Origin of the sequence: Mycobacterium sp. (assembly GCF_039583785.1) — a bacterium.
In the GTDB taxonomy this organism is placed as follows: Bacteria; Actinomycetota; Actinomycetes; order Mycobacteriales; family Mycobacteriaceae; genus Mycobacterium.
This window is the reverse complement of sequence record NZ_JAVKSG010000001.1, coordinates 242,180-263,780: the sequence shown is the minus strand read 5'-3', so window position 1 is coordinate 263,780 and position 21,601 is coordinate 242,180. Positions and strand designations below refer to the sequence as shown.

The 21,601-nt window shown below is 66.4% G+C and carries 20 protein-coding genes; 12 read left to right on the top strand and 8 right to left on the bottom strand.

Features of this window, described 5'->3' with window-relative positions; all coding sequences use genetic code 11:
• The first annotated feature begins 1 nt into the window (after position 1).
• Genes ABDV69_RS01345 through ABDV69_RS01310 form a run of 8 tightly spaced genes read left to right on the top strand, consistent with a single transcriptional unit; the run spans position 2 to position 7,272 of the window.
• A complete protein-coding gene (locus tag ABDV69_RS01345) occupies positions 2-247 on the top strand; it encodes a HypC/HybG/HupF family hydrogenase formation chaperone (RefSeq protein WP_343571535.1) in 246 nt (81 codons plus the stop codon).
• On the top strand, positions 240-2,576 hold the full coding sequence (hypF, locus tag ABDV69_RS01340) for a carbamoyltransferase HypF (protein ID WP_343571534.1): 2,337 nt from the start codon (positions 240-242) through the stop codon (positions 2,574-2,576). Before ABDV69_RS01345 ends, hypF begins: the two co-directional genes overlap by 8 nt.
• Positions 2,573-3,316, top strand: coding sequence for a HypC/HybG/HupF family hydrogenase formation chaperone (locus tag ABDV69_RS01335; RefSeq protein WP_343571533.1), 744 nt, complete (start codon positions 2,573-2,575; stop codon positions 3,314-3,316). The genes hypF and ABDV69_RS01335 overlap by 4 nt, the downstream gene beginning before the upstream one ends.
• On the top strand, positions 3,316-3,984 hold the full coding sequence (locus ABDV69_RS01330) for an SIS domain-containing protein (protein WP_343571532.1): 669 nt from the start codon (positions 3,316-3,318) through the stop codon (positions 3,982-3,984). Before ABDV69_RS01335 ends, ABDV69_RS01330 begins: the two co-directional genes overlap by 1 nt.
• Positions 3,981-5,093: a hydrogenase expression/formation protein HypE gene (gene hypE, locus ABDV69_RS01325; RefSeq protein WP_343571531.1), complete on the top strand. Its 1,113-nt coding sequence runs from the start codon at positions 3,981-3,983 to the stop codon at positions 5,091-5,093. The genes ABDV69_RS01330 and hypE overlap by 4 nt, the downstream gene beginning before the upstream one ends.
• Before the next feature lie 19 nt (positions 5,094-5,112).
• A complete protein-coding gene (locus ABDV69_RS01320; RefSeq protein ID WP_343571530.1) occupies positions 5,113-5,385 on the top strand; it encodes a HypC/HybG/HupF family hydrogenase formation chaperone in 273 nt (90 codons plus the stop codon).
• 10 nt (positions 5,386-5,395) lie between these two features.
• Positions 5,396-6,526 carry a hydrogenase formation protein HypD gene (gene hypD / locus ABDV69_RS01315; protein WP_343571529.1) on the top strand — a complete coding sequence of 377 codons (1,131 nt, stop codon included), beginning with the start codon at positions 5,396-5,398 and terminating at the stop codon, positions 6,524-6,526.
• Complete coding sequence (locus ABDV69_RS01310; RefSeq protein ID WP_343571528.1) at positions 6,523-7,272, top strand: DUF6390 family protein; 750 nt, start codon at positions 6,523-6,525, stop codon at positions 7,270-7,272. The genes hypD and ABDV69_RS01310 overlap by 4 nt, the downstream gene beginning before the upstream one ends.
• Here the strand turns inward: ABDV69_RS01310 and ABDV69_RS01305 are convergent.
• The gene (locus ABDV69_RS01305; protein WP_343571527.1) at positions 7,269-7,784 is read right to left on the bottom strand and encodes a Fur family transcriptional regulator; all 516 of its coding nucleotides are present in this window, start codon (positions 7,782-7,784) and stop codon (positions 7,269-7,271) included. The genes ABDV69_RS01310 and ABDV69_RS01305 overlap by 4 nt on opposite strands.
• A 19-nt stretch (positions 7,785-7,803) precedes the next feature.
• Between ABDV69_RS01305 and ABDV69_RS01300 the strand changes: the two genes are divergently transcribed.
• The 4 genes from ABDV69_RS01300 (at position 7,804) to ABDV69_RS01285 (ending at position 11,900) form a co-directional block, all read left to right on the top strand.
• Complete coding sequence (locus ABDV69_RS01300; protein ID WP_343571526.1) at positions 7,804-8,922, top strand: nucleotide pyrophosphatase/phosphodiesterase family protein; 1,119 nt, start codon at positions 7,804-7,806, stop codon at positions 8,920-8,922.
• Between the two features lie 118 nt (positions 8,923-9,040).
• Positions 9,041-10,159 carry a HoxN/HupN/NixA family nickel/cobalt transporter gene (locus ABDV69_RS01295; RefSeq protein ID WP_343571525.1) on the top strand — a complete coding sequence of 373 codons (1,119 nt, stop codon included), beginning with the start codon at positions 9,041-9,043 and terminating at the stop codon, positions 10,157-10,159.
• 224 nt (positions 10,160-10,383) lie between these two features.
• A complete protein-coding gene (locus tag ABDV69_RS01290) occupies positions 10,384-10,683 on the top strand; it encodes a PE family protein (protein WP_343571524.1) in 300 nt (99 codons plus the stop codon).
• An 11-nt stretch (positions 10,684-10,694) separates the two neighbouring features.
• Positions 10,695-11,900, top strand: coding sequence for a PPE family protein (locus tag ABDV69_RS01285; protein ID WP_343571523.1), 1,206 nt, complete (start codon positions 10,695-10,697; stop codon positions 11,898-11,900).
• A 9-nt stretch (positions 11,901-11,909) separates the two neighbouring features.
• Here ABDV69_RS01285 and ABDV69_RS01280 read toward each other — a convergent pair whose 3' ends face one another.
• The 7 genes from ABDV69_RS01280 to map form a co-directional block, all read right to left on the bottom strand.
• Entirely contained in the window at positions 11,910-12,689 is a 780-nt protein-coding gene (locus ABDV69_RS01280) for a 3-oxoacyl-ACP reductase (RefSeq protein WP_343571522.1), read from the bottom strand.
• The gene (locus ABDV69_RS01275) at positions 12,686-13,531 is read right to left on the bottom strand and encodes a gamma-glutamyl-gamma-aminobutyrate hydrolase family protein (protein ID WP_343571521.1); all 846 of its coding nucleotides are present in this window, start codon (positions 13,529-13,531) and stop codon (positions 12,686-12,688) included. Before ABDV69_RS01275 ends, ABDV69_RS01280 begins: the two co-directional genes overlap by 4 nt.
• On the bottom strand, positions 13,428-14,798 hold the full coding sequence (locus ABDV69_RS01270) for a glutamine synthetase family protein (protein WP_343571520.1): 1,371 nt from the start codon (positions 14,796-14,798) through the stop codon (positions 13,428-13,430). The genes ABDV69_RS01275 and ABDV69_RS01270 overlap by 104 nt, the downstream gene beginning before the upstream one ends.
• A gap of 107 nt (positions 14,799-14,905) precedes the next feature.
• Entirely contained in the window at positions 14,906-18,238 is a 3,333-nt protein-coding gene (locus tag ABDV69_RS01265; protein WP_343571519.1) for a DEAD/DEAH box helicase, read from the bottom strand.
• Between the two features lie 134 nt (positions 18,239-18,372).
• The gene (locus tag ABDV69_RS01260; protein WP_343571591.1) at positions 18,373-18,924 is read right to left on the bottom strand and encodes an alpha/beta hydrolase; all 552 of its coding nucleotides are present in this window, start codon (positions 18,922-18,924) and stop codon (positions 18,373-18,375) included.
• A gap of 181 nt (positions 18,925-19,105) precedes the next feature.
• Positions 19,106-20,605 carry a cobyric acid synthase gene (locus ABDV69_RS01255; RefSeq protein ID WP_343571518.1) on the bottom strand — a complete coding sequence of 500 codons (1,500 nt, stop codon included), beginning with the start codon at positions 20,603-20,605 and terminating at the stop codon, positions 19,106-19,108.
• A gap of 79 nt (positions 20,606-20,684) precedes the next feature.
• Positions 20,685-21,542, bottom strand: coding sequence for a type I methionyl aminopeptidase (gene map, locus ABDV69_RS01250; RefSeq protein WP_343571517.1), 858 nt, complete (start codon positions 21,540-21,542; stop codon positions 20,685-20,687).
• Positions 21,543-21,601 lie beyond the last annotated feature (59 nt).

Genomic DNA, 21,601 nt, shown 5'->3' with positions numbered 1-21,601 from the left:
GATGTGTCTGGGCATACCGGGCCAAGTGATCGGCATGCTGGCCGGTTACGAGGGGCAACTTGCACTGGTCGACGTCGCCGGAAAGCACCGCAAGGTCAATGTCGGCATGCTGCCGGAGCAGACGTTCGCACCCGGTGACTGGGTGATCATTCACATGGGCTTCGTCGTGGAGAAAACCGACTTGGCCGGCGCCGAGCAGGCGATGGCCGGCCTGGAGCTGATGGGCCGGGGCCGTGCCGATGACTGACACCCTGATGCAAGCCACCGACGTCCGGCAACGGTTCACCGTGACCGGTGTCGTGCAGGGGGTGGGGTTCCGGCCGTTCGTCCACCGGATCGCCACCGAGCTCGGGCTGGCCGGATTCGTCGGCAACGATTCGGGTGCGGTATTCCTCGAAGTGCAGGGACCTGGCGCGCGCATTGACGAATTCAGCCGCCGGCTGCGCGCTGAGGCACCGCCGCTGGCCGCGATCAGCGCAGTCCAAATCAGCGATGTCGACTCCGACACGCTGTGCGACAGCGACTTTCGCATCGTGGAGAGCAACTCGGTCGCCGGCGCCAGCACGCCGATTCCACCCGACGTCGCCGTCTGCGACGACTGCATCGCCGAGTTGTTCGACCCGCACGACCGCCGTTACCGGCACCCCTTCGTGACGTGCACCAACTGCGGTCCCCGGTTCACCATCATCCATACGCTGCCCTACGACCGCCCGGGCACCACCATGTCGGCGTTCACCATGTGCCAGCGCTGCGCCGCCGAATACCACGACCCGGCCGACCGCCGCTTCCACGCGCAGCCGATCGCCTGCCCGGACTGCGGACCGTCGTTGTGGTTCTCCGCTAGGGCCGGACGGGTCGACGGATCCGATGCCGCGCTGGCAGCCACCCAGCAGGCGCTCGCCGAGGGCGCCGTGGTGGCGATCAAGGGCATCGGCGGCTATCACCTGGCGTGCCGGGTCGACGACGAGGCACCGGTCGTCGCGCTGCGCGCGCGGAAGGCACGGCGCGCCAAGCCTTTTGCCATGCTGGTGGCCGATCTCGACATCGCGCGCCGCTACGCGCACATCGACGACACCGAAGCCACGGTGCTCTCCAGTGCCGCCCGGCCGATCGTGCTGGTGCGGCGTCGCCGCGACGCGCCGCTCGCCGACGCCGTCGCACCGGGCAGCCCGCTGGTCGGGGTGATGCTGCCGTACTCGCCGATCCACCACCTCCTGCTTTCGGCGGTGCCCGGTAGCGAAAACCCAGTGCCCGACGCCCTGGTGTTGACCAGCGCCAACCGGTCCGACGACCCGATCTGCTTCACCGAAGACGCTGCCGTGCACTGTCTTCCATCGTTGTGCGACGCGGTACTCGACCACGACCGGCCGATCCATGTGCCCTGCGACGACTCGGTGGTGCGCGTGGTGGACGGTCACGAACTGCCGATCCGCCGCTCCCGCGGATACGCGCCGCTGCCTGTCGACCTCGGCCGTGACGGCCCGGCGGTGCTGGCGGTCGGCGGCGAGCTGAAGAACACCTTCTGCCTCACCGACGGTGCCCGCGCCTACCTATCCGGGCACATCGGCGACATGGAGACGCTGGAAACCCTGCGGGCGTTCGACCGCGCGGTCGGCCAACTCAGCGAAATCCGGCACCAGCCGCTGCGATTGGCCGCCGATCTGCATCCCGGATATCACACCCGCAGTTGGGCGGAGCGCCGCGCCGGCGATCGACCGCTGGATCTGATTCAGCACCATCACGCGCATGTGGTGTCGCTGCTCGCCGAACATGGACGTATCGGTGAACCCGTTATCGGGGTGTCGTTCGACGGCACCGGCTACGGCTGCGACCACACGATCTGGGGCGGCGAGATTCTCGAGCTCGGGCCGGACAGTCACCGGTTCGTCCGGGTCGGCCACCTGTTGCCGGTGCCGTTGCCGGGCGGTGATGCGGCCGTGCGTAATCCGTGGCGGATGGCGTTGTCGCAGTTGTGGACGGCCGGGATCGACTGGACACCGGATTTGCCCCCGGTCACTGCGGCGACGCCAGCCGAACTACGGCTCACCCGTTCGCAATTGGAATCCGGCACGGGGTGTGTGCCGTGTTCGAGCATGGGGCGGCTCTTCGATGCGGTCGCGTCTCTGCTGGGGGTGCGACAGCGGATCGATTACGAGGGCCAGGCCGCTATCGAGCTCGAGGCGCTCGCCGACTCTATCGGCGACGCGGCGGGACCGACGCTGCGAATGGCCGTCCGCCCCGACGGGATCATCGACCCCGGTGACATGCTGCGGGTGATGGTGTCGGCCCTACGCGAAGGGGTGCAACCGGCGGTGCTGGCCGCCGAATTTCACCGGGCGGTCGCGGTCGCCGTCACCGAGGCGGTGGGACAGGTCGCCGGACCGCTGCGGTTGGTGGGCCTGACCGGCGGGGTGTTCCAGAATGTGCTGCTGCTGCGGTGGTGCCGGCAACGGCTGCAGCACGCGGGATTCGAGGTACTCATCCATCACATGGTGCCGCCCAACGACGGCGGGCTGGCACTGGGTCAGGCCGCGATTTCTATGCTGACCGGACTCGAAGAGGCCGCACCGCGATGACCACCACTGCAATTGATCGCGGGGTTGACGCCGAGCTGGCCGCTGATTTGGCCGCGACCGCGTTCACACTGGCCAAGCGGTTCGCGGCCGGTGCAACCATGTGGTCCATTGCGCCGGCCGGGGAGCCACACGCCTTACACATTGCGGTCGAGTTCGTTCATCCGGTGATCATGGGAAAGCGCGCACTGCCGGCCGTTGCCCTGACCGGATCGAATCTGGTGGATCTCGTGCGGGTGTCGGCCCGGGCCGGTGACATCGTGATCGGGGTCGGTGCTGCCGATGAGCCCGACCTGCGTTCGGTGATGCGCCGTAGCCCGGCCTGGGGCACCACCACGATCTGGATCGGCAGCGGTGAACGGCCCTTAGCCGGTGCGGCCGATCACGTTTTGTGGCTCGATGACCCCGATCCCCGCGTTCCCGCGACGGGTGGATTCGTGTTGTTCTATCACCTGCTGTGGGAGCTCACTCACGTTTGTTTCGAGCACCCGGGATTGCTCAAGCCCGAATCCGCCGAGCTGGGGGCACCTCCCGCTCGCGGGGGAGTTTGCGTCACCTGCAGCGACGAGGGACGCCTGGGCGAGGTGGTGTCGCCGTCGGCCGACGGGATGGCCGAGGTGCGCACCGCGCGTGGCGTCGAGAACGTGGCGACGGCGCTGATCGATCCGGTTGCCGCCGACGAGCTGGTACTGGTACACGCGGGGACTGCGATCAGTCGCATCATCGAGGAGCAGCGGCGCTGATGCTTGAAGACGAGCCCACCAACTTCCTGTATCCGTTCATCGACGCACAGGAAGACAATCCGGAATCGCTGCTTGCTGATCTCGCAGCGTCAGCGCGGGCAAAGGCCGACGAGAGCCTGGCGCTCCGGCGCGCCACAGTGGAAGCCAACGCCGACCTGCTGGACCAGGCGGCTACCGAGCTGGCACGCCGCTTCGCGTCCGGCGGACGGATGTTCACTTTCGGAAACGGTGGCAGCTGCACCGATTCCACCACCCTGGCCGCCCTATTCTCCCGCCCACCGCACGGAAAGCCATTACCCGCTTGGTCGTTGACCGCTGATCAGGCGATTGTCACCGCGCTGGGCAACGACGTGGGGTTCGAGCTGGTGTTCGCTCGCCAGTTGATCGCCCGCGCGAAGACCGGTGACATTGCGATCGCGATGTCGACCAGCGGCAGTTCACCCAACCTACTGGCCGCGCTGGCCGAGGCGCGTCAGCGCGGTTTGTACACCATCGGTTTCGCCGGGTATGACGGCGGCGCGTTTGCGAACAACCCAAATGTGGACGCCTGCTTCGTCGTTCGATCGCAAAGCGTGCACCGTATTCAGGAATCGCAAGCGTTGCTGGGCTACCAGCTGTGGTGGGTGACCCAGCGACGTTTTGGCGGGCAAGGATTGGGGGCCGCATGAGCAAGTCAGCGGGTGAATACGTGTCGTCGGGGCCACGATTCGCCGAGGGCGAGGTCATCGAGCGGATCGAGTCGTTCCGCAGACGCCGCCCCCGGTTGCTCGACGACCAGGTGAACCTGGCGCACGGAGCCGGCGGAAAGGCCTCGGCCGCGCTGGTCGACGCGGTGTTCGTGGAGGCGTTTCGCAACCCGCTGCTCGAGTCGCTCGGCGACGGCGCGGTGCTCACGCTGCCCGGCGGCGAGCGGCTGGCGATGTCCACCGATTCATTCGTGGTGCAGCCCAGACGTTTTCCGGGCGGTTCCATCGGCGAGCTCGCTGTTTACGGCACCTGCAACGACGTCGCGATGTGCGGCGCAGTGCCATCCTGGATCTCGGCGGCGTTCGTGCTGGAAGAAGGTTTCTCGATCGCCGAGCTGAAGGAGATCGTCGCCGACATGGCGGCCGCTGCGGCCAACGCGGGTGTGCAGATCGTCACCGGCGACACCAAGGTGGTGCCCAAGGGCGCCGCCGACGGCATGTTCGTCACCACCACCGGGGCCGGTGTCATTCCGGCGGGACGCACATTTTCGCCCGCGTCGATACGCGCCGGCGACAAGGTGCTGTTGTCGGGTTCGATGGGCGATCACGGCATGGCGGTGATGCTGGCCCGGGGCGACCTGGCCATCGAAGCCGACATCCATTCCGACACGGCCTGCCTCAGCCCGCTGGTGGAACTGTTGATGGCGGCCGCGCCGTCCACCCGCTGGCTGCGCGACGCCACCCGGGGCGGGGTCGGGACCGTCTGTAACGAACTGGCGCAGGCCTGCGGCCTGGGGGTACTGCTCGATGAGGAGCGACTACCCCTGGCGCCCATGGTCAATGGCGCCTGCGAGTTGCTCGGCATCGATCCCCTCTACGTCGCCAACGAGGGCAAGTTTGTTGCCGTCGTCGCACCCGAAGAAGCCGACGCCGCCCTGGCCGCGATTAGATCGCATCCACTGGGCGCCGACGCCGCCGAGGTCGGCGAAATCGTGACAGAACCCGCGGAAAGCGTGGTGCTGCGTACCGGATTCGGCGGCACCCGGATCGTCGACATGCTCGTCGGCGACCCACTGCCGCGAATCTGCTGAGGATGGGAGGTCACCGCACATGTGTCTGGGGATTCCGGGCCGGATCGTCGAAATCACCGATCCGGCAAACTATTTAGCGAAAGTCGATGTCAGCGGCGTGCAGCGGACGATCAGTGTTCGGCTGCTGGAAGACGACATGCCCGAGCGCGACGACTGGGTACTGGTCCATGTCGGCTTCGCGATGGCCAAGATCGACGAAACCGAGGCGTTGCTGACTTTGGCCGCCGTCAAGAAGTTGGGCGAGGCGTACACCACCGAAATCGAAGCCTTCGACTCGTCGGCGATCACGTAAGGGGCACACCATGAAATTCGTTGACGAATTCCGCGATCCGGCCGCGGCGCGCAAGCTGTTGACTGCCATCGAGCACCTGGCGGGAAGCGGCCCCGACCACTTCAAGTTCATGGAGGTCTGCGGCGGGCACACTCACACCATCTACCGGCACGGCATCGAACATCTGCTGCCCGACAACGTCGAACTGGTGCATGGCCCAGGATGCCCGGTGTGCGTGATCCCGATGGGCCGTATCGACGACGCGATGTGGCTGGCCGGCCAACCCGACGTGATCTTCACCTGCTTCGGCGACATGATGCGGGTACCGGGCTCGGCCGGCAGCCTACTAGACGCCAAGGCACGCGGCGCCGACGTCCGGTTCGTCTACTCACCGCTGGACGCGCTCAAGATCGCGGTCGACAACCCGGACAAACACGTGGTGTTCTTCGCCATCGGATTCGAGACCACCGCCCCGTCGACCGCGGTGACGCTGATGCGGGCCCGCGACCTTAACCTGCGCAATTTCAGCGTGTTCTGCAACCACGTCACGATCGTGCCGCCGATCAAGGCCATCCTGGAATCACCGGACCTGCGGCTGTCCGGCTTCATCGGCCCCGGACATGTGTCGACGGTGGTGGGCAACCGGCCATACCGTTTCGTGCCTGAGGTGTACGGAAAGCCTTTGGTGGTAGCCGGATTCGAGCCATTGGACATTCTGGCGGCGGTGACGATGCTGCTGCGCCAGATCCGCGAAGGTCGTTGCGAGGTGGAGAACCAGTACAAACGGGTGGTGCCCGAAAACGGTAACCCGGCCGCACTGGCGCTGATGGGCACGGTGTTCGCGTTGCGTCCGCACTTCGAATGGCGCGGACTGGGATTCATCTCACAGAGCGCACTGCGACTGCACGACGACTTCGCGGAGTTCGACGCCGAACTACGATTCTCGATGCCCGGCGTGCGGGTCGCCGACCCGAAGGCGTGCCAGTGCGGCGAGGTACTCAAGGGTGTGCTCAAGCCGTGGGAGTGCAAGGTTTTCGGCACCGCGTGTACCCCGGAGACGCCGATCGGCACCTGCATGGTGTCACCCGAGGGAGCCTGCGCGGCCTATTACAACTTCGGCCGCATGCACCGCGACGCGGTCAAACTGGTGGCGCGCACTTGACCATCAAGGACACCGTCGGTGTGCAGATGTTCGCCCGCTACGCGTATGCGCCGAACGCACTGGGCTTTTGCGGCCCACCACTGGGCGCGACATTGCGCGACGGGTCGATCGAGGATGTACGACGGGCGGCGACAACGTTTTCCGGCGCCTGGCCCTACTTGCGGGTGTTGGCGAAGTTGACCGGCATCAGCGATCCGCTGGATTACCGGCTTGTCGAATCCTACTGGCTCGGTGGTGGCATCGGCGCCGGGCTCGATCCGGATGAGTTCGTCGACGAGTTGCTCGCTCTCATCGGTCCGAAGGCGAGCCACTATTGGGGGCACCTCACCGCGGATCTGGCGAGCGAGGCGGCCGCCAACCACTGCTTTCACGTCTTCGGTGTCTATCCGTGGTCGCGGCTGCTGGGCCGTAGTGGCGGAAGCTTCGACGAGCACCCGTTGAGTGTGCTGGATAATTGCCGGATCACCTGGGGCACAGTGCTTTCCCGCGACAGCGACGAGGTCGAGGTGTCGCGCCGCGGACTGGCGTGGGACGGGCAGGCGATGAGCCTGTCCGAGCCGTCGGCGCGCCGGTGCGAGGTGTGGGCCGACGGGTACAGCGCGGTGCCCGACGTGGCGGTCGGCGACCAGGTGGCGATCCACTGGGGCCGGCTATGCGGCCGGCTGCGACCCGAGCAGATCCAGGCGCTGGCCGACAGCACCACCCGCCAAATCCACGTGACCAATCAACGGCTGGCGCACGTTTAGCGTCGTGCAACTGCCTCGCCTGGTTCACTTTGGCACTGCGGGCACAGTCCGTGCAGGGTGAGGCCGGCGCGTTCGGACAGCGTGAACGAACTGCCCGCGCTCGCCTGCTCCAGCGCAGAGGCCAGTCGCCCTGCCGGCACTTCGATGATCGAGCCGCAGCGCGTGCACACCGCGTGATGGTGCGGGTCGGCGGCCAGGCCGTACGTGGTGACCCCGCCCTCGAGCGTCAGCGCATGCAGCACTCCCTGGTCGACCAGCGTGGTCACCGTGCGGTAGATCGTCGCCAAGTCCGGTGGCTGGTCTTCGGCTGGTAAGCACTCGCACAGCCGCTGGTCGATTTCCGCGACGGACAGGTGGGTATGGGCCGGCTCGAGCACCGCCAAGACCGCGATCCGGGACGCCATCCGGCGCAGACCATGGGCCCGCAGCAGCTCGCCGATCCGCTCGGTGACGGCGGGATCCCGCGCCGGGGGTTTGGCCACCCATTCAGTATCACTCAGCATGCGCGCCATGGCTGCCAGACTGACGTCTGTGCCCGCTTCAATCTGCGATGTGCTGCCTGCCGCGGCCGCGCTGCTGTCCGTTGACGGGGCGCACGACGCGCTGGGGGTGACCGACTGGGTGGGCGACGGGCGGTGCGTCGCGGTCGTGCTCGTCGACGGGATGGGCTGGCACCTGTTACCGGCGCTGGCCGCCGATGCACCGCTGTTGGCGTCGGTGCTGGCTGGTGACGCCGGCCGGCTCGACGAACTCGCCTGCACCTTCCCGTCCACCACACCGACCAGCCTGGCGTCGCTGACCACCGGGGTCGCACCGGGCGAGCACGGGATCCTCGGCTTCACCGTCAAGTGTCCCGACTCCGACCGGGTGCTCAACCACATCTGCTGGCGGGACGATCCCCCGCCGGCGGGGTGGCAGCCCGTCCCAACGTGGTTCGAGCGTCTGCGTCAGGCCGGTGTTGCAGCCCGGGCCGTCCTGCCTGCGGCGTTCCTCGGCAGCGGCTTGACCGAGGCGGCGTACCGCGGCGCGCAATTCGTCGGCGCACACAGCGACGACGATTACGCCCAACTGGTGACCGATCAGGTCCGCACCGCGCCGGGATTGGTCTACGCCTACACCGCCGAACTCGATACCGCGGCACACGTGTTCGGCGTCGCTTCCCCGGAGTGGCACGCCGCGGCCGTCCGCGTCGATGCGCTGCTGACCCGACTGGTCGAGGCGTTGCCGTCGGACGCCGCGCTGCTGGTCACGGCCGACCACGGCGGTCTGAATGTGCCGATGGACCGGCGGATCGACCTCGACGCCGATCCGCGGTTGCGTGCGGGTGTGCGCGCGGTCGCCGGCGATCCTCGCGTGCGCTACCTGCACACCGAGCCAGGCGCGGCGTCCGACGTGATCGCCACCTGGGGCGAGCTGCTAGCCGGGCAGGCCGAGGTACGCAGCCGCGACGACGCTGTCGCGGCTGGGCGGTTCGGAACCGTGCGTCCCGCGCACTTGCCGCGGATCGGCGATGTCGTCGTCACTTGCCTAGACGACACGGCGGTGCTGGCCACCGGTCACGAGCCACCGGAGGTCGCTCGACTTGTCGGTTTCCATGGCGCAGCCACCCCGGTCGAGATGGCGATCCCGCTCATCACCTTCCGGGGGTGATCAACTCCGCTATCTTCTACTTGCAAATAACTTGCAGAATTCCTGCGAATCGTCTGCATGACGCCTGCCGGCGGTTTACCGTAGAAGGTTGGGATTGTATCTCCAGACGGGACGCGACATGGCCACTGACACACTCGGTAGGCACCTCCCGTCGCTGCCTCGACTTCCGGCCGCGTTGACGACCGACGAGTGGCTGCGCTTGGGATCGATGTTCGCGGTGATCATCGCGCTGCATGTAATCGGTTGGGGCACAATGGTACTCGTGGTCGAGCCGGCGCACTTGAGCGTCGGAGACAAGGCGTTCGGATTCGGTATCGGCCTGACCGCGTACACGCTGGGGCTGCGCCACGCATTCGACGCCGACCACATCGCCGCGATCGACAACACCACCCGCACGCTGATGAACGACGGCCAGCGGCCGCTTGCCGTCGGATTCTTCTTCTCCCTGGGCCATTCGTCGGTGGTGTTCGGGCTGGCCCTGCTCATCGCGTTCGGCCTCAAAGCGATCATCGGGCCGGTCGAGCAAGGCTCGTCGGCCCTGCACCACTACACCAGCTTGATCGGCACCAGCGTCTCCGGCGTGTTCTTGTGTTTGATCGCCGCGATCAATGTGGTGATCCTGGTCGGCATTCTGCGGGTGTTCGCCCAGATGCGCCGCGGCGAGTACGACGAGGACGAGCTCGACACGCAGCTGAACAACCGCGGACTGCTCAACCGGGTGCTCGGCCGCTTCACCAAATCGGTTACCGCATCCTGGCACATGTATCCGGTGGGCCTGTTGTTCGGGCTGGGCTTCGATACCGCCACCGAGGTCGCACTGTTGGTGCTGGCCGGCACCAGCGCGGCGGCGGGTCTGCCGTGGTACGCCATCTTGTGCTTGCCGGTGCTGTTCACCGCGGGCATGTGCCTGCTGGACACCGTCGACGGCTCGTTCATGAATTTCGCTTACGGCTGGGCGTTTTCGAATCCGGTTCGCAAGGTCTACTACAACATCACCATCACCGGCCTGTCGGTGGTGGTGGCGCTGCTCATCGGCACCGTGGAATTGCTCGGGCTGCTCGCCGAACAGCTCGGTTGGAGCGGCGGATTCTGGACCTGGCTGGGCGGCATCGATCTCAACGCGATCGGTTTTATGATCGTCGGTCTGTTCGTGGTGACTTGGGTTGGGGCCGTGTTGATCTGGCGCTATGCGCGTATCGAGGAGAAGTGGACGGTGCCGGCCGCACGCGTCGGCTGAGACGCGTTAACGAATCGGCTTGGGTCCATCCCAGGTCGCGATCACCACCACGCCGCACTCGGGTGCGACACCCGAGAAAAGGTACGCCGCTGAGCTGAGCGGATGGCTTACGCCCCGCTGCGGTGCTTGCTGTCTGCAATCAGCCTGCGCTCAAGGATTTTTCACGCATGTCCGGGTATCGGACTTGCGTTGTCGTCGTGCGTCCTGATTCAAAGGAGAATTCCATGTCATTCGTGTCCATCCTACCGGAGACCCTTTCCGCCGCAGCGGACAATCTTCAATCCGTCGGCTCGAGACTTCAAGCGCAGAACAGCGCGGCATTAGTCCCGACCACGGGTCTGATACCGGCCGCCTCTGATGAGGTATCGGCTTTGACAGCACTGCAATTCGTAATGCATGCGCACGCGTACCAATCGGTCAGCGCGCAGGCCACGTCTATTCACCAGATGTTCGTGGCGATGTTGGCGGCCGGCGCTGATTCCTACGCCACCACCGAGTTCGCCAACACGGTTGCTACCGGTTAAGGAGTTCTGCAATGGATTTCGCAGTATTACCTCCGGAAGTAAACTCCGGGCTGATGTATGCCGGTCCAGGTTCCGGGCCGATGATCGCGGCGGCAGCATCCTGGAATAATCTCGCCACTGAGATGTTCTCGGCAGCAAACGAATACGGGTCGCTGATCTCCGGTATCACTAGCGGTCCATGGCGAGGACCGGCGTCCGCGTCGATGGCGAGCGCCGCCGCGCCATACGTGTCATGGATGAATGTTGCTGCTGCGCAGGCAGAACAGGCCGCCAGCCACGCCAAAGCAGCGGCCAGCGTTTACGAAACCGCGTTCACCGCGACGGTCCCCCCACCGGTGATCGTTGCCAACCGCACATTGCTGGCATCGCTGGTCGCCACCAACATCCTCGGCCAGAACACCCCGGCGATCGCGCAGACCGAAGCCCACTACGCCGAGATGTGGGCCCAAGACGCCGCGGCAATGTACGGCTACGCCGGATCATCGGCTGCCGCATCGGCGTTGACGCCGTTTCTTGAACCGCCGGCGACCACCACGGTCGGTCAGACAACCGGAACCGGAACGTCGGCACAGCTGTCTCAACTGGTGCATGCGGTGCCCAGTGCGCTACAAGGCCTGGCCTCGCCCGCGTCGTCGGCGTCGTCGAGCGCCGGCATTCAGGGTGTCGCGGGTTTGCTGTCTGGGAATTCGACGTCGAGCACCGGACTCTCGGGACTGTTCAATGACCTATTCTCGTCGAGTGGTTTGGGGCTGAACGACAATCTCTGGAACACCATCTTTTCCTCAGGCTTCTACATGCCGGGCAACTTTCTGGGCACGATGACGGATTTAATCGGCCTCGGAGGTTCCGGCGCGGCGTCTCAGGCGGCCGGGGCTGCGGCCGGAGATGCGGCGGCAGCGGCCGACGGACTCGGCAGTGCACTGGCGGCTCCTGCTGCAGGGCTGGGCAGCCTTGGCGGCGGGGTGTCGGCCGCCATGGGTCATGGTGCGGCGATCGGAGCGTTGGCCGTGCCGCCCAGCTGGACAACGGCCGCCCCTGCGATGAGCCCGTTGTCCGGGGCGGCCCTGGGTGGGATGCCCCTCGCGCCTCCACCTGTAGTCGCGCCCGGCATGCCCGGAATACCGCTCGTCAATGCGGCCGGAAACCGTCTCAACGCCGCCGCTCCCCAATACGGCTTCCGCCCGACAGTGATGATGCAATCACCGGTAGCCGGGTAACCGGTAGCGCTACAACGGCGTCGTGTAGGCGGCGCTGATGCCGCCGTCGACCAGATATGTCGCCGCGGTAATGAACGATGCGTCGTCGCTGGCCAAAAACGCCACGACAGCGGCGATTTCGTCGGCTTCACCGAACCGGCCCATCGGCACGTGCACCATCCGCCGGGCCGCGCGCTCGGGATCCTTGGCGAAAAGCTCTTGCAGCAGTGGAGTATTCACCGGGCCCGGACACAGCGCGTTGACCCGAATCCCCTGTCGGGCGAATTGCACACCGAGCTCACGCGACATCGCCAACACCCCGCCTTTGGACGCGGTGTAGGAGATCTGCGAGGTGGCCGATCCCATCACCGCGACGAACGACGCGATGTTGACGATCGACCCGTGGCCGGCGGGCGCCATGTGCCGCAGCACGGCCCGGCAGCACAGGTACACCGATTTCAGGTTGACGTCCTGCACCTTCTGCCAGGCCGGCAGTTCGGTGTTCTCGATCAGGTCGTCATCCGGCGGCGAGATGCCGGCGTTGTTGACCGCGATGTCGATCGAGCCGCAGCGGTCGGCTGCGATGTCGTAGAGCGCGTTAACCGAGGTCTCGTCCGAAACATCCACTGGCACAAACAGTCCGCCCAGCTCGTCGGCCGCCGCGGCACCGGCGCGCTCGTCGATGTCGCCGATTACCACGGTGGCGCCCTCGGCGTGCAGCCGCCGCGCGGAAGCCCGCCCGATACCGCCACCGCCACCGGTCACCACGGCGACTTTGCCCGCCAGCCGCCGACTGAGATCCAGAGTCATCTTGTGCCGCTCCTCGCATAGGTCCGTGCCGCCTCGACGATCGCCGAGAACAGTCGCAGGTCGTCCAGACTCTCCTCCGGATGCCACTGCACCGCGAGCACGAAGCCGGGCCCCGGCAGCTCCACTGCCTCGATCACACTATCGGCATCCCAGCCGCTGACCACCAGGCCCTCGCCGAGTTCGTCGATCCCCTGGTGGTGATAGCACCGCGCGTCAACGGATTCGCCGACCACCGCGGCCAGCCGGGTACCGGCGACGGTGCGCACCGGCAACGTGGTGAACACCGCGTTGCCCGCCCGGTGTCCGCTGTGGCCGATCACGTCGGGCAGGTGTTGATGCAGCGTTCCGCCGAGTGCGACATTGAGCACCTGCGCGCCGCGGCAGATGCCCAGCACCGGAAGCTGCCGCTGGATGGCCGCGCGCAGCAGCGCGAACTCCCACGCGTCGCGCTGCTGTCCGGGTTGATCGGTGTCGGGATGCGGCTGTTGGCCGTAGGCGGCGGGATCGACGTCCGTGCCCCCGGTGATCAGCAGCCCGTCCAGGCCGTCCAGGACACGATCGGCGATCTCGGAATCCACCGGCTGCGGGGGCAGCAGCACCGCCACCCCGCCGGCCGCGGTGACGCCCTGAAAGTAGACGGCCGGAAGGAGACTGGCGCGCACGTCCCAGACTCCGGTCTGGGCCCGTTGTAGATAGGTGGTCAGGCCGATCACCGGTGGCCTGGAGCTTGACACCGGATCAAAACCGCTCAAACCCGCGAACCCTCTCCCAATCGGTGACCGCCGCGTTGAATGCGGCCACCTCGACGTGGGCGTTGTTGACGTAATGGTCGACCACCGCATCGCCGAACGCCTGCCGGGCGACGGTCGACGCATCGAAAAGCGACGCGGCTTCGGCCAGCGTAGCGGGCAACCGCCCGGCTCCGTCGTCGTACGCGTTGCCCACGCACGGCTCCGGCAACGCCAATTCGCACTCGATACCGTGCAACCCACCGGCGATCAAACCCGCTACGGCCAGGTACTGGTTGACGTCGCCGCCGGGCACCCGACATTCCACCCGCATGCTGTCGCCCTGGCCGACGACGCGTAGCGCGCAGGTCCGATTGTCCAGCCCCCACGCCACCACCGTGGGCGCGAAGCTGCGATCAGCAAACCGCTTGTAGGAGTTGATGTTCGGCGCGTAGAGCAGCGTGAGCTCGGGCAATGTGGCCAACTGGCCGGCAATGAAACTGCGAAACGTCTGCGACATGCCGAGCGGTTGATCGTCGTCGGCGAACACCGGGGTGCCGTCCAACGAACGAACAGACATGTGAATGTGGCAGCTGTTGCCTTCGCGCTCATCGTATTTGGACATGAAGGTGAGCGACTTGCCGTGCTGGTCGGCGATTTCCTTCGCGCCGCTCTTGTAGATGCCGTGGTTGTCGCAGGTGATCAGCGCCTCGTCGTAGCCGAACCCGAGCTCCTGCTGCCCGCGGTTGCACTCGCCCTTGACGGCTTCCCAGCGCAGACCCGCGCCCTGCATGTGCTGCCGGATGTCGCGCAGCAGCGGCTCGAGGCGGCTGGAGGCCGTCACCGCGTAGTCCATGTTGTAGTCGCTGGCCGGCGTCAACTCGCGATAGCCGTTGGCCCAGGCCTGGCGAAAGGTGTCGTCGAAGACCATGAATTCCAGTTCGGTGGCGACGTAGGCACGCAGCCCGCGCTCAGCCAAGCGATCCAGCTGGCGACGCAACACTCGACGCGGGGCGGGCTCGATCGCCGTGCCGTCCTGGAACTCCACATCGGCGAGCACCAGCGCTGTGCCGGGCAACCACGGAATCCGTCGCAGCGTCCTCAGATCCGGCTTCATTGCCATGTCGCCGTAGCCGGTGCCCCAGCCCGACATCGCGTAGCCGGTGACGGTGTTCATGTCGACGTCGACCGCGAGTAGGTAGTTGCAGCATTCGGCACCACTGTGCGCAACCTCGTCGAGGAAAAACCCCGCCGAGATCCGCTTGCCCACCAGCCGGCCCTGCATGTCACCGAACGCGACGATCACGGTGTCGACATCACCGGCGGCGACTTGTCGCTCAAGGTCCGCCGGTGACAACATGCCCGATCTGAGACCAGTCACAATGCTTTCCTGCCGGGGTTCTGAGGTGGATGATTCCGCATCACAGTACGTCGATCCCGGAGGGACAGTGGTCGTCGTCGTGCGTACGACAGCACGCATACAGCCCGCTATCCGAGCAGTTCACGCACATCCGACGCGGTGAGCGCGGAACTGAACAGCTCACCCTCGTCGACGACGGCGGTGAACAGTTCCCGTTTGCGCTGCTGCAGCGCCACCACCTTTTCCTCGATGGTGCTCTGCGACACGAGGCGGTAGACGGTGACCGGTCGGGTCTGGCCGATCCGATGGGTGCGGTCGACGGCCTGGGCTTCAGCGGCCGGGCTCCACCAGGGGTCGCACAGGAAGCAGTAGTCGGCCTCGGTCAGGTTGAGCCCGAAGCCGCCGGCCTTCAGGCTGATCAGGAACACCCCGGTGGCGCCGTCGCGGAACTTCGCCAGAGCGGCCGCGCGTCCTTTGGCGTTGACCTTTCCGTCCAGATAGCTGTAGTCCAGACCGGCTGCGTCCAAGTGCGCCCGCAGGATGCCCAGGAATCCGGTGAACTGGCTGAACACCAGCGCGCTGTGGCCTTCGGCCACCAACTGTGGCAGCTGCTCGACCAGGTAGTCGATCTTTGCCGACCCGCTGTTGATGTCCGACCGGTCGACCAGGCCGGGATGCAGACTCAACTGGCGCAACACGGTCAACGACCGGAAGATCTGGAACCGGTTCTTCTCCCACTCCCCCAGCAGGCCCAACACCTTCTGTCGCTCGCGGGCCAGTCGGGTGTCGTAGATCTTGCGGTGTTTGGCGCTCAGGTCGATCGTGAGCTGCTGTTCCTGTTTGGCCGGTAACTCGGTCGCCACCTGGGTCTTGTTGCGCCGTAGCATCACCGGTTTGATCCGCCGGCGTAGCACCGGAAGCCGCTCGCGGTTGCCGCCCGATTCGATCGGCTTGCGGAAGTAGTCGGTGAACGCCCTGGGCGAGGGAAACAGTCCCGGCACCGTGATCGACAGCAACGCCCACAGCTCCATCAGGTTGTTTTCCATCGGGGTGCCGGTGATGGCCAGTTTGAACCCGGCGTCGAGCCGACGGACGCAGTGATGGGTCTTGGCGTTGTGGTTCTTGACGAACTGAGCCTCGTCGAGGATGAGTCCGGCCCAGGCGAGCGCCGCGTATGCCTCATAGTCGATGCGCAACAGCGCATAGGTAGTCACCACGATGTCGGCCCCGGCCGCCAGATCCGCCAGCGGTACACCTGATCGAGCCTCGGTCGCGCTGACGGCGACGGCACGAAGCGTGGGGGTGAACGTGCGGGCCTCGGCGACCCAGTTGCCGACCACGCTGGTCGGTGCGACCACGAGAAACCTGCCGGCGCCTGCGGCGGCGGCACGCGCGATCAACGCCAGCGTCTGCACCGTCTTGCCCAGGCCCATGTCGTCAGCCAGCACCCCGCCAAGACCGTTGTCCCACAAGAACGACAACCAGTCCAGCCCGTCGCGCTGATAGGCCCGCAGTGTGGCGTCCAGCTGTTCGGGAACCTCGACAGGCGCCGGTGGTCGAGCCGTGGCCAGCCGCGCCAGGTTGCACCGCCAGTCGGCCAGCTGCTGATCGACCACGCCCAGCGCGAGCAGCTCCTCCCACAAGGTGGCGTTCAGCGACCTGGCGTTCGCCTTTGTGCCGTCGATCTCGCCGAGCGCGCGGGCTTCATCGAGCAATTCCCGCAGGCGAACCAGCTCGGGCGTGTCGAGCTGAAAGTAGACGCCGTTGGGCAACAGCATATGTGTTGCACCCGAGGCTAATTCGCTGATCACCTCGGGTAGCGGCACGCTGTGTCCGTCGACCTGCACGGTGATGTTCAGGTCGAACCAGTCGGTGTGCACCGGCTCGGTGCCGCCGAAATCCAGCTGGGGACTGGTCTGTGCGGCACGGAAATCAGGTGCGCGCTCGTCGATCTCGATGATCAGTGCATCGACGCAATCAAGTCCAGGTAACACCTCACCGCACAACACCGCCGCCTCGGCAGCGGTCAGATCGACAGCCGAGCGCAATGTCGTCAATGATGCCGCCGTGGCTGCCGCCGTGGCGTCGTCGGCCTTCCCGATGGCGCTCAGTTCGCCGATGATCGCAGCATCCAAGACAACGTCCATCCGTCGCCGAACATGCTGTCCAGCTTGATGTTTCCAGGTTCGCGACGTCGCGGCGACCGCGCGCAACGCGGGCGCAACCCGCTGCCAGACACCGTCTTCGGCGGTTGGATCGCGATAACCGCTCAGCTGTGCCGGCGAATCCGGATCGAAGTCGTGATGTTTGTCGTCGACGTCATACCGGGTGCTCCAGTACGCGCGCGCACCCGTGTCGGTCATCGTGACGGTCAGTACCGGAGCCGGCCCGACGATGCTGGGCGGGGTGAACACGCCCTCCTCGATCTCCACGGCCACCCTGCTTGTGAGCCGCGGAAGGACGCTCACGGAGAACTCGCCGACGTCCTCGGCGGGGATATGCACCTGTTCGCCGCGCGCGATGAGGTCCAGCATGGTCCGGCCGGGAACCGGGTCGAACTCACCCAACCGCAACACGCCATCGGTGATCTGGTGGACGCCGTGCCGGGACGGGCTCCCGAGGAGGCCGACCCCGCCGGGGTCGCACGGCTCACCGTCGAGCAGCAGGGTCACCGACATGGTTGACCCGCCGGCGCCGTCGGCGGCGAAGTCCAGACCCAATTGGGCGTTTTTGATGAACTCGACCGACAGCAAACCCGTGGTGCGGTCAGCGACCATTTCCACCCCGGCGTCCTCGGCTTCTTTCAGCGTCGACCAGATAGTCCCCGGCATGCCAGTCATAGTCCAGGTCTCGCCGTAACATACCGAGCCGGAACGCTGCACTTCCAACGCGAGCGTCCGAATGGCTTGATACTGCCGCGGATTGAACTGGGCTGGCTGGCTGTCATAGAGCAGGCGCTGCCAACTCAGCCCACGTTTGATCCAGGTTCCGCGTTTGCCGACGGTCACCGGGCGCAGCCCGATCGCGTCGCCGGAGCGGTATCGCGTTCGTCCGACGAACGAAAATTGCAACCCGATCGGGCAGCTACCGGTGGGGGCAATCGGTTCCGCGATCTCGGTGAGCACGTGGTCAACTACCGCACGCCAACGCTCGGTTGGCCCCGGATCGTTGACGGCCGCCGTCAAGACCAGCGCGACAGCATGCTTGCAGTACGCACCGACCGGGCACGTACAGTCGGTCCACTCGATGACCGGACGTCGGCCGAGACTCTTGAAGCCGACTGCGACGCCGTAGATGTGAGCGCGCGATCCGTAGCAGCGCCCACTCAGGGTGCGGCCGTCCCGCTCCCAGTAGACGTCTTCGACGCGACCCTCATAGGCATATTGCACGCCGCGTGCGATCGTCGCGGAATCGAAGTGGGGCGTCAGGTCCTCGCCGTCGACGCGAAGGTGTTGCACCATGACAGCAGGGTAGGGACAAGCACTGACAAGAATGCCGAGGCGGCGCGGCGCGGCGCGGTGGCATTAGCCAGATCTTTTCCCATCTGAAACACCGGGCACAACAGCCACTTCCGTAGCGACTTGGTTCGCCGCGGTCACCAGGTGCTGGCACGTAGGACGATCTCGGCGGCCAACTGCGCCGTCGACTCGTGCGCGTTGCGTCGCCCGAGCAACTCCACCACCCGGTAGTCGCCGTAGACGAACCGCTGACTGGCCTGGGCCACCGAGTGCGCCGCGGAGTCGCTGACCAGGGCCGTGGTGTTGATTTCCACCGGTGGACAGTCGCTGTCGCGGATGACGCCGACACGGTCGGCGACACGCGGATGGCCTCGGTCGATCACCACCAGGCCGGTGAAGCGGTCCAGCCGGGTGGCGGCCAACTCCCAGGCCAGTTCGGCACCGTCGCGGTCACCGACCAGCACACCCCAGCTGACGTCGAGCACGTCGAGAATGCCCACCACCGACTTGGGTGTCAGGCGGGGGTCCGCAGCGATCGCAATCGTGCGCAGCGAGGCGGTGTGCAGACGCTCGCACACCGCGTCGTAGGCCGGCAGTGCCCGCTGCGCCGCACACAGCAGCACGACGACGGAGCCGTTCTCCGGACCGGTGTCGCAGACCTGGATCGGAAACCCGTCGACGGTCGTCATCATCGCCGAAGGCACAGGAGCAAATTACAGTGAATTGCCCCGCGTGCGGGCGATTTTCGACCGGATCGGTAGCCGAGTGGCGATTGGAAACGTTCTCGCAACACCGAGCTTGCGCCGACGCCGGTGACAACGCTTGTCGTCTTCGACGAAAAGCGTTGATTGCGGGGGCCGTTGGCCGCTGTCAGCGCAACCCCGTGACGATCGTCGAACGCCTCGGCGGCCCGTCGTTCAGCAGTCCGGTGACCGCGTCGACGTCGAGGTGCGCGTCCAACAGATCGGCCATCAGGTCCAGCTGGGCATCCCGTCGGGCGGCGACGTCGGTGTCGTCGGCAACCACGAATCCGTCCCGGCCCGCGGCCGTCGCGGCCGTCGTCAGCCACCGCCGGCGGAAGTCGTCGTTGTCGAACAAGCCGTGCCAGTGCGTCCCGAACACCTGGCCGCGCCGATACCCCTCCGCCACGCCGTCGACGTCGAACCAGGTGTCCTCCGCGCAGCGGCCCACCCGGCCGTGGTGGATCTCGTAGCCGTGTAGCGAGTCCTCCCGCCGGCGCAACACCTTCGCCGGTGCGAACGTGATGTCGGCGTCCAGCATCCCCATCGCAGAGACCCGGCCGGACCGGCTCTCGACTGGGTCGTCGATCGACCGGCACAGCATTTGGAAGCCGCCGCAGATGCCCAACACGGCCCGGCCCGAGTCGGCATGTGAGCGGATCGCTTCCTCGAGTCCACGCTCGCGCAGCCAGGCCAGGTCAGCGACGGTGGCCTTGGTTCCCGGCAGCACGATCACGTCTGCGTCGGCCAGGTCGGCGGGCTCCCGTGCCCACCGGACCAACACCCCGGGTTCGCAGGCCAGCGCTTCGACGTCGGTGGAGTTGGAAATCCGCGGCAACCGCAGCACCGCGACCCGCAGCCACTGGTCGCCGCGCGGCGGTCGCGGCGTGCCCAGCACGCGGTGCGCCAGCACCGCGACGGCGTCTTCGGTGTCCAGCCACAGGTCCTCGGTGTAGGGCAACACCCCGTAGGTGGGCCGGCCGCTGAGGTCGGCGAGTTGGCGCAGACCGGGCTCCAGCAATGCGACGTCGCCGCGGAATTTGTTGACGATGAATCCGGCGATCAATGCTTGGTCGTCCGGGTCGAGCACCGCCACCGTCCCGAACAGATGCGCGAGCAGCCCGCCGCGGTCGATGTCGCCGACGATCACGACCGGGAGATTCGCCGCCCGGGCCAGGCCCATGTTCACCAAGTCGGTTGCACGCAGGTTGATTTCGGCCGGCGACCCGGCTCCCTCACAGATCACCGCATCGAATTCGGTTCGCAGCTTTGCCAATTCGTCCTGCACGACGGCCGACAGCTTGTCGCGGTGTGACCAGTACCCCGCGGCGCTGGCGGTGCCGGCGACCTTACCCTTGATCACCACCTGCGAGGTCATGTCGCTGCCCGGCTTGAGCAGGATCGGGTTGAATCGAACGCTGGGCGCCAGACCGGCGGCGCGCGCCTGCATCGCCTGAGCCCGGCCGATCTCCCCGCCCTCGACGGTGACCGCCGAGTTGTTCGACATGTTCTGCGCCTTGAACGGCGCGACCCGAATTCCGTTGCGCGCCAGCGACCGGCAGAGCCCGGCGACCACCATCGACTTGCCCGCGTCGGAGGTGGTGCCGGCGACCAGCAGCGCGCCGCTCACCTTTCTGCGGCGAGCAGACGCAGAATCGCACTATTACCGACCCGACGATGCGATTCTGCGTCTGCTCGCGCTAGAAACCTCACGCCCACGTGAGGATTTCCGCGCCGGAGTCGGTGACCAACAGGGTGTGCTCGAATTGCGCACTCCACTTGCGGTCTGTGGTGACGACGGTCCAGTCGTCGTCCCAGATCTCGTAGTCCAGCGAGCCGAGGTTGATCATCGGTTCGATGGTGAACGTCATGCCTGGCTCGAGGATGGTGGTGACGGCCGGCTGGTCGTAGTGCAGTACCACCAGTCCGTTGTGGAACGTGGTGCCGATCCCATGGCCGGTGAAGTCGCGAACGACGTTGTAGCCGAACCGGTTTGCGTACGACTCGATGACCCGGCCGACCACCGACAGCGCACGGCCCGGTTTGACGGCGTTGATCGCCCGCATCGTCGCCTCGTGGGTGCGCTCGACCAGCAGCCGGTGTTCCTGCGCGACGTCGCCGGCCAGGAACGTGGCGTTGGTGTCGCCGTGCACACCGTCGAGGTAAGCGGTGACGTCGATGTTGACGATGTCACCGTCCTCGATCACCGTCGAATCGGGGATGCCGTGGCAGATCACCTCGTTCAGCGAGGTGCAGCACGATTTGGGATAACCCTTGTAGCCCAACGTCGACGGGTAGGCGCCGTGGTCGACCATGTAGTCGTGGGCGATGCGGTCCAGCGCGTCAGTGGTGACGCCGGGCGCGACGGCCTTGCCCGCCTCCGCGAGCGCCCCGGCCGCAATCCGCCCGGCCACCCGCATTTTCTCGATCACCTCGGGCGTCTGCACCCAGGGCTCGGTGCCCTCCCGCGCCGTGGGCTTGCCGACGTATTCCGGGCGTGCGATCGATATGGGCACCGGCAGCATCGGCGACACCACGCCGGCGGACAGGGCGGAACGAACAGGCATGCTCACCAGCTTAACCGGGCCGAATCCACCGCCGACGACGTTGACTCTGCGGTGCGGGC

Excerpts from the sequence above, each read along its gene's own strand:
- ABDV69_RS01320 (WP_343571530.1), top strand. The coding sequence starts at position 5,113 with ATGTGTCTGGGGATTCCGGGCCGGATCGTCGAAATCACCGATCCGGCA.
- ABDV69_RS01275 (WP_343571521.1), bottom strand. The coding sequence starts at position 13,531 with ATGCGGTGGTCGACCATTACGTCAACAACGCCCACGTCGAGGTGGCCG.
- hypD (WP_343571529.1), top strand. The coding sequence starts at position 5,396 with ATGAAATTCGTTGACGAATTCCGCGATCCGGCCGCGGCGCGCAAGCTG.
- hypF (WP_343571534.1), top strand. The coding sequence starts at position 240 with ATGACTGACACCCTGATGCAAGCCACCGACGTCCGGCAACGGTTCACC.
- ABDV69_RS01290 (WP_343571524.1), top strand. The coding sequence starts at position 10,384 with ATGTCATTCGTGTCCATCCTACCGGAGACCCTTTCCGCCGCAGCGGAC.
- ABDV69_RS01295 (WP_343571525.1), top strand. The coding sequence starts at position 9,041 with ATGGCCACTGACACACTCGGTAGGCACCTCCCGTCGCTGCCTCGACTT.
- ABDV69_RS01265 (WP_343571519.1), bottom strand. The coding sequence starts at position 18,238 with ATGGTGCAACACCTTCGCGTCGACGGCGAGGACCTGACGCCCCACTTC.
- ABDV69_RS01285 (WP_343571523.1), top strand. The coding sequence starts at position 10,695 with ATGGATTTCGCAGTATTACCTCCGGAAGTAAACTCCGGGCTGATGTAT.
- ABDV69_RS01260 (WP_343571591.1), bottom strand. The coding sequence starts at position 18,924 with ATGACGACCGTCGACGGGTTTCCGATCCAGGTCTGCGACACCGGTCCG.
- hypE (WP_343571531.1), top strand. The coding sequence starts at position 3,981 with ATGAGCAAGTCAGCGGGTGAATACGTGTCGTCGGGGCCACGATTCGCC.
- ABDV69_RS01330 (WP_343571532.1), top strand. The coding sequence starts at position 3,316 with ATGCTTGAAGACGAGCCCACCAACTTCCTGTATCCGTTCATCGACGCA.
- ABDV69_RS01305 (WP_343571527.1), bottom strand. The coding sequence starts at position 7,784 with ATGGCGCGCATGCTGAGTGATACTGAATGGGTGGCCAAACCCCCGGCG.
- ABDV69_RS01345 (WP_343571535.1), top strand. The coding sequence starts at position 2 with ATGTGTCTGGGCATACCGGGCCAAGTGATCGGCATGCTGGCCGGTTAC.
- map (WP_343571517.1), bottom strand. The coding sequence starts at position 21,542 with ATGCCTGTTCGTTCCGCCCTGTCCGCCGGCGTGGTGTCGCCGATGCTG.
- ABDV69_RS01280 (WP_343571522.1), bottom strand. The coding sequence starts at position 12,689 with ATGACTCTGGATCTCAGTCGGCGGCTGGCGGGCAAAGTCGCCGTGGTG.
- ABDV69_RS01335 (WP_343571533.1), top strand. The coding sequence starts at position 2,573 with ATGACCACCACTGCAATTGATCGCGGGGTTGACGCCGAGCTGGCCGCT.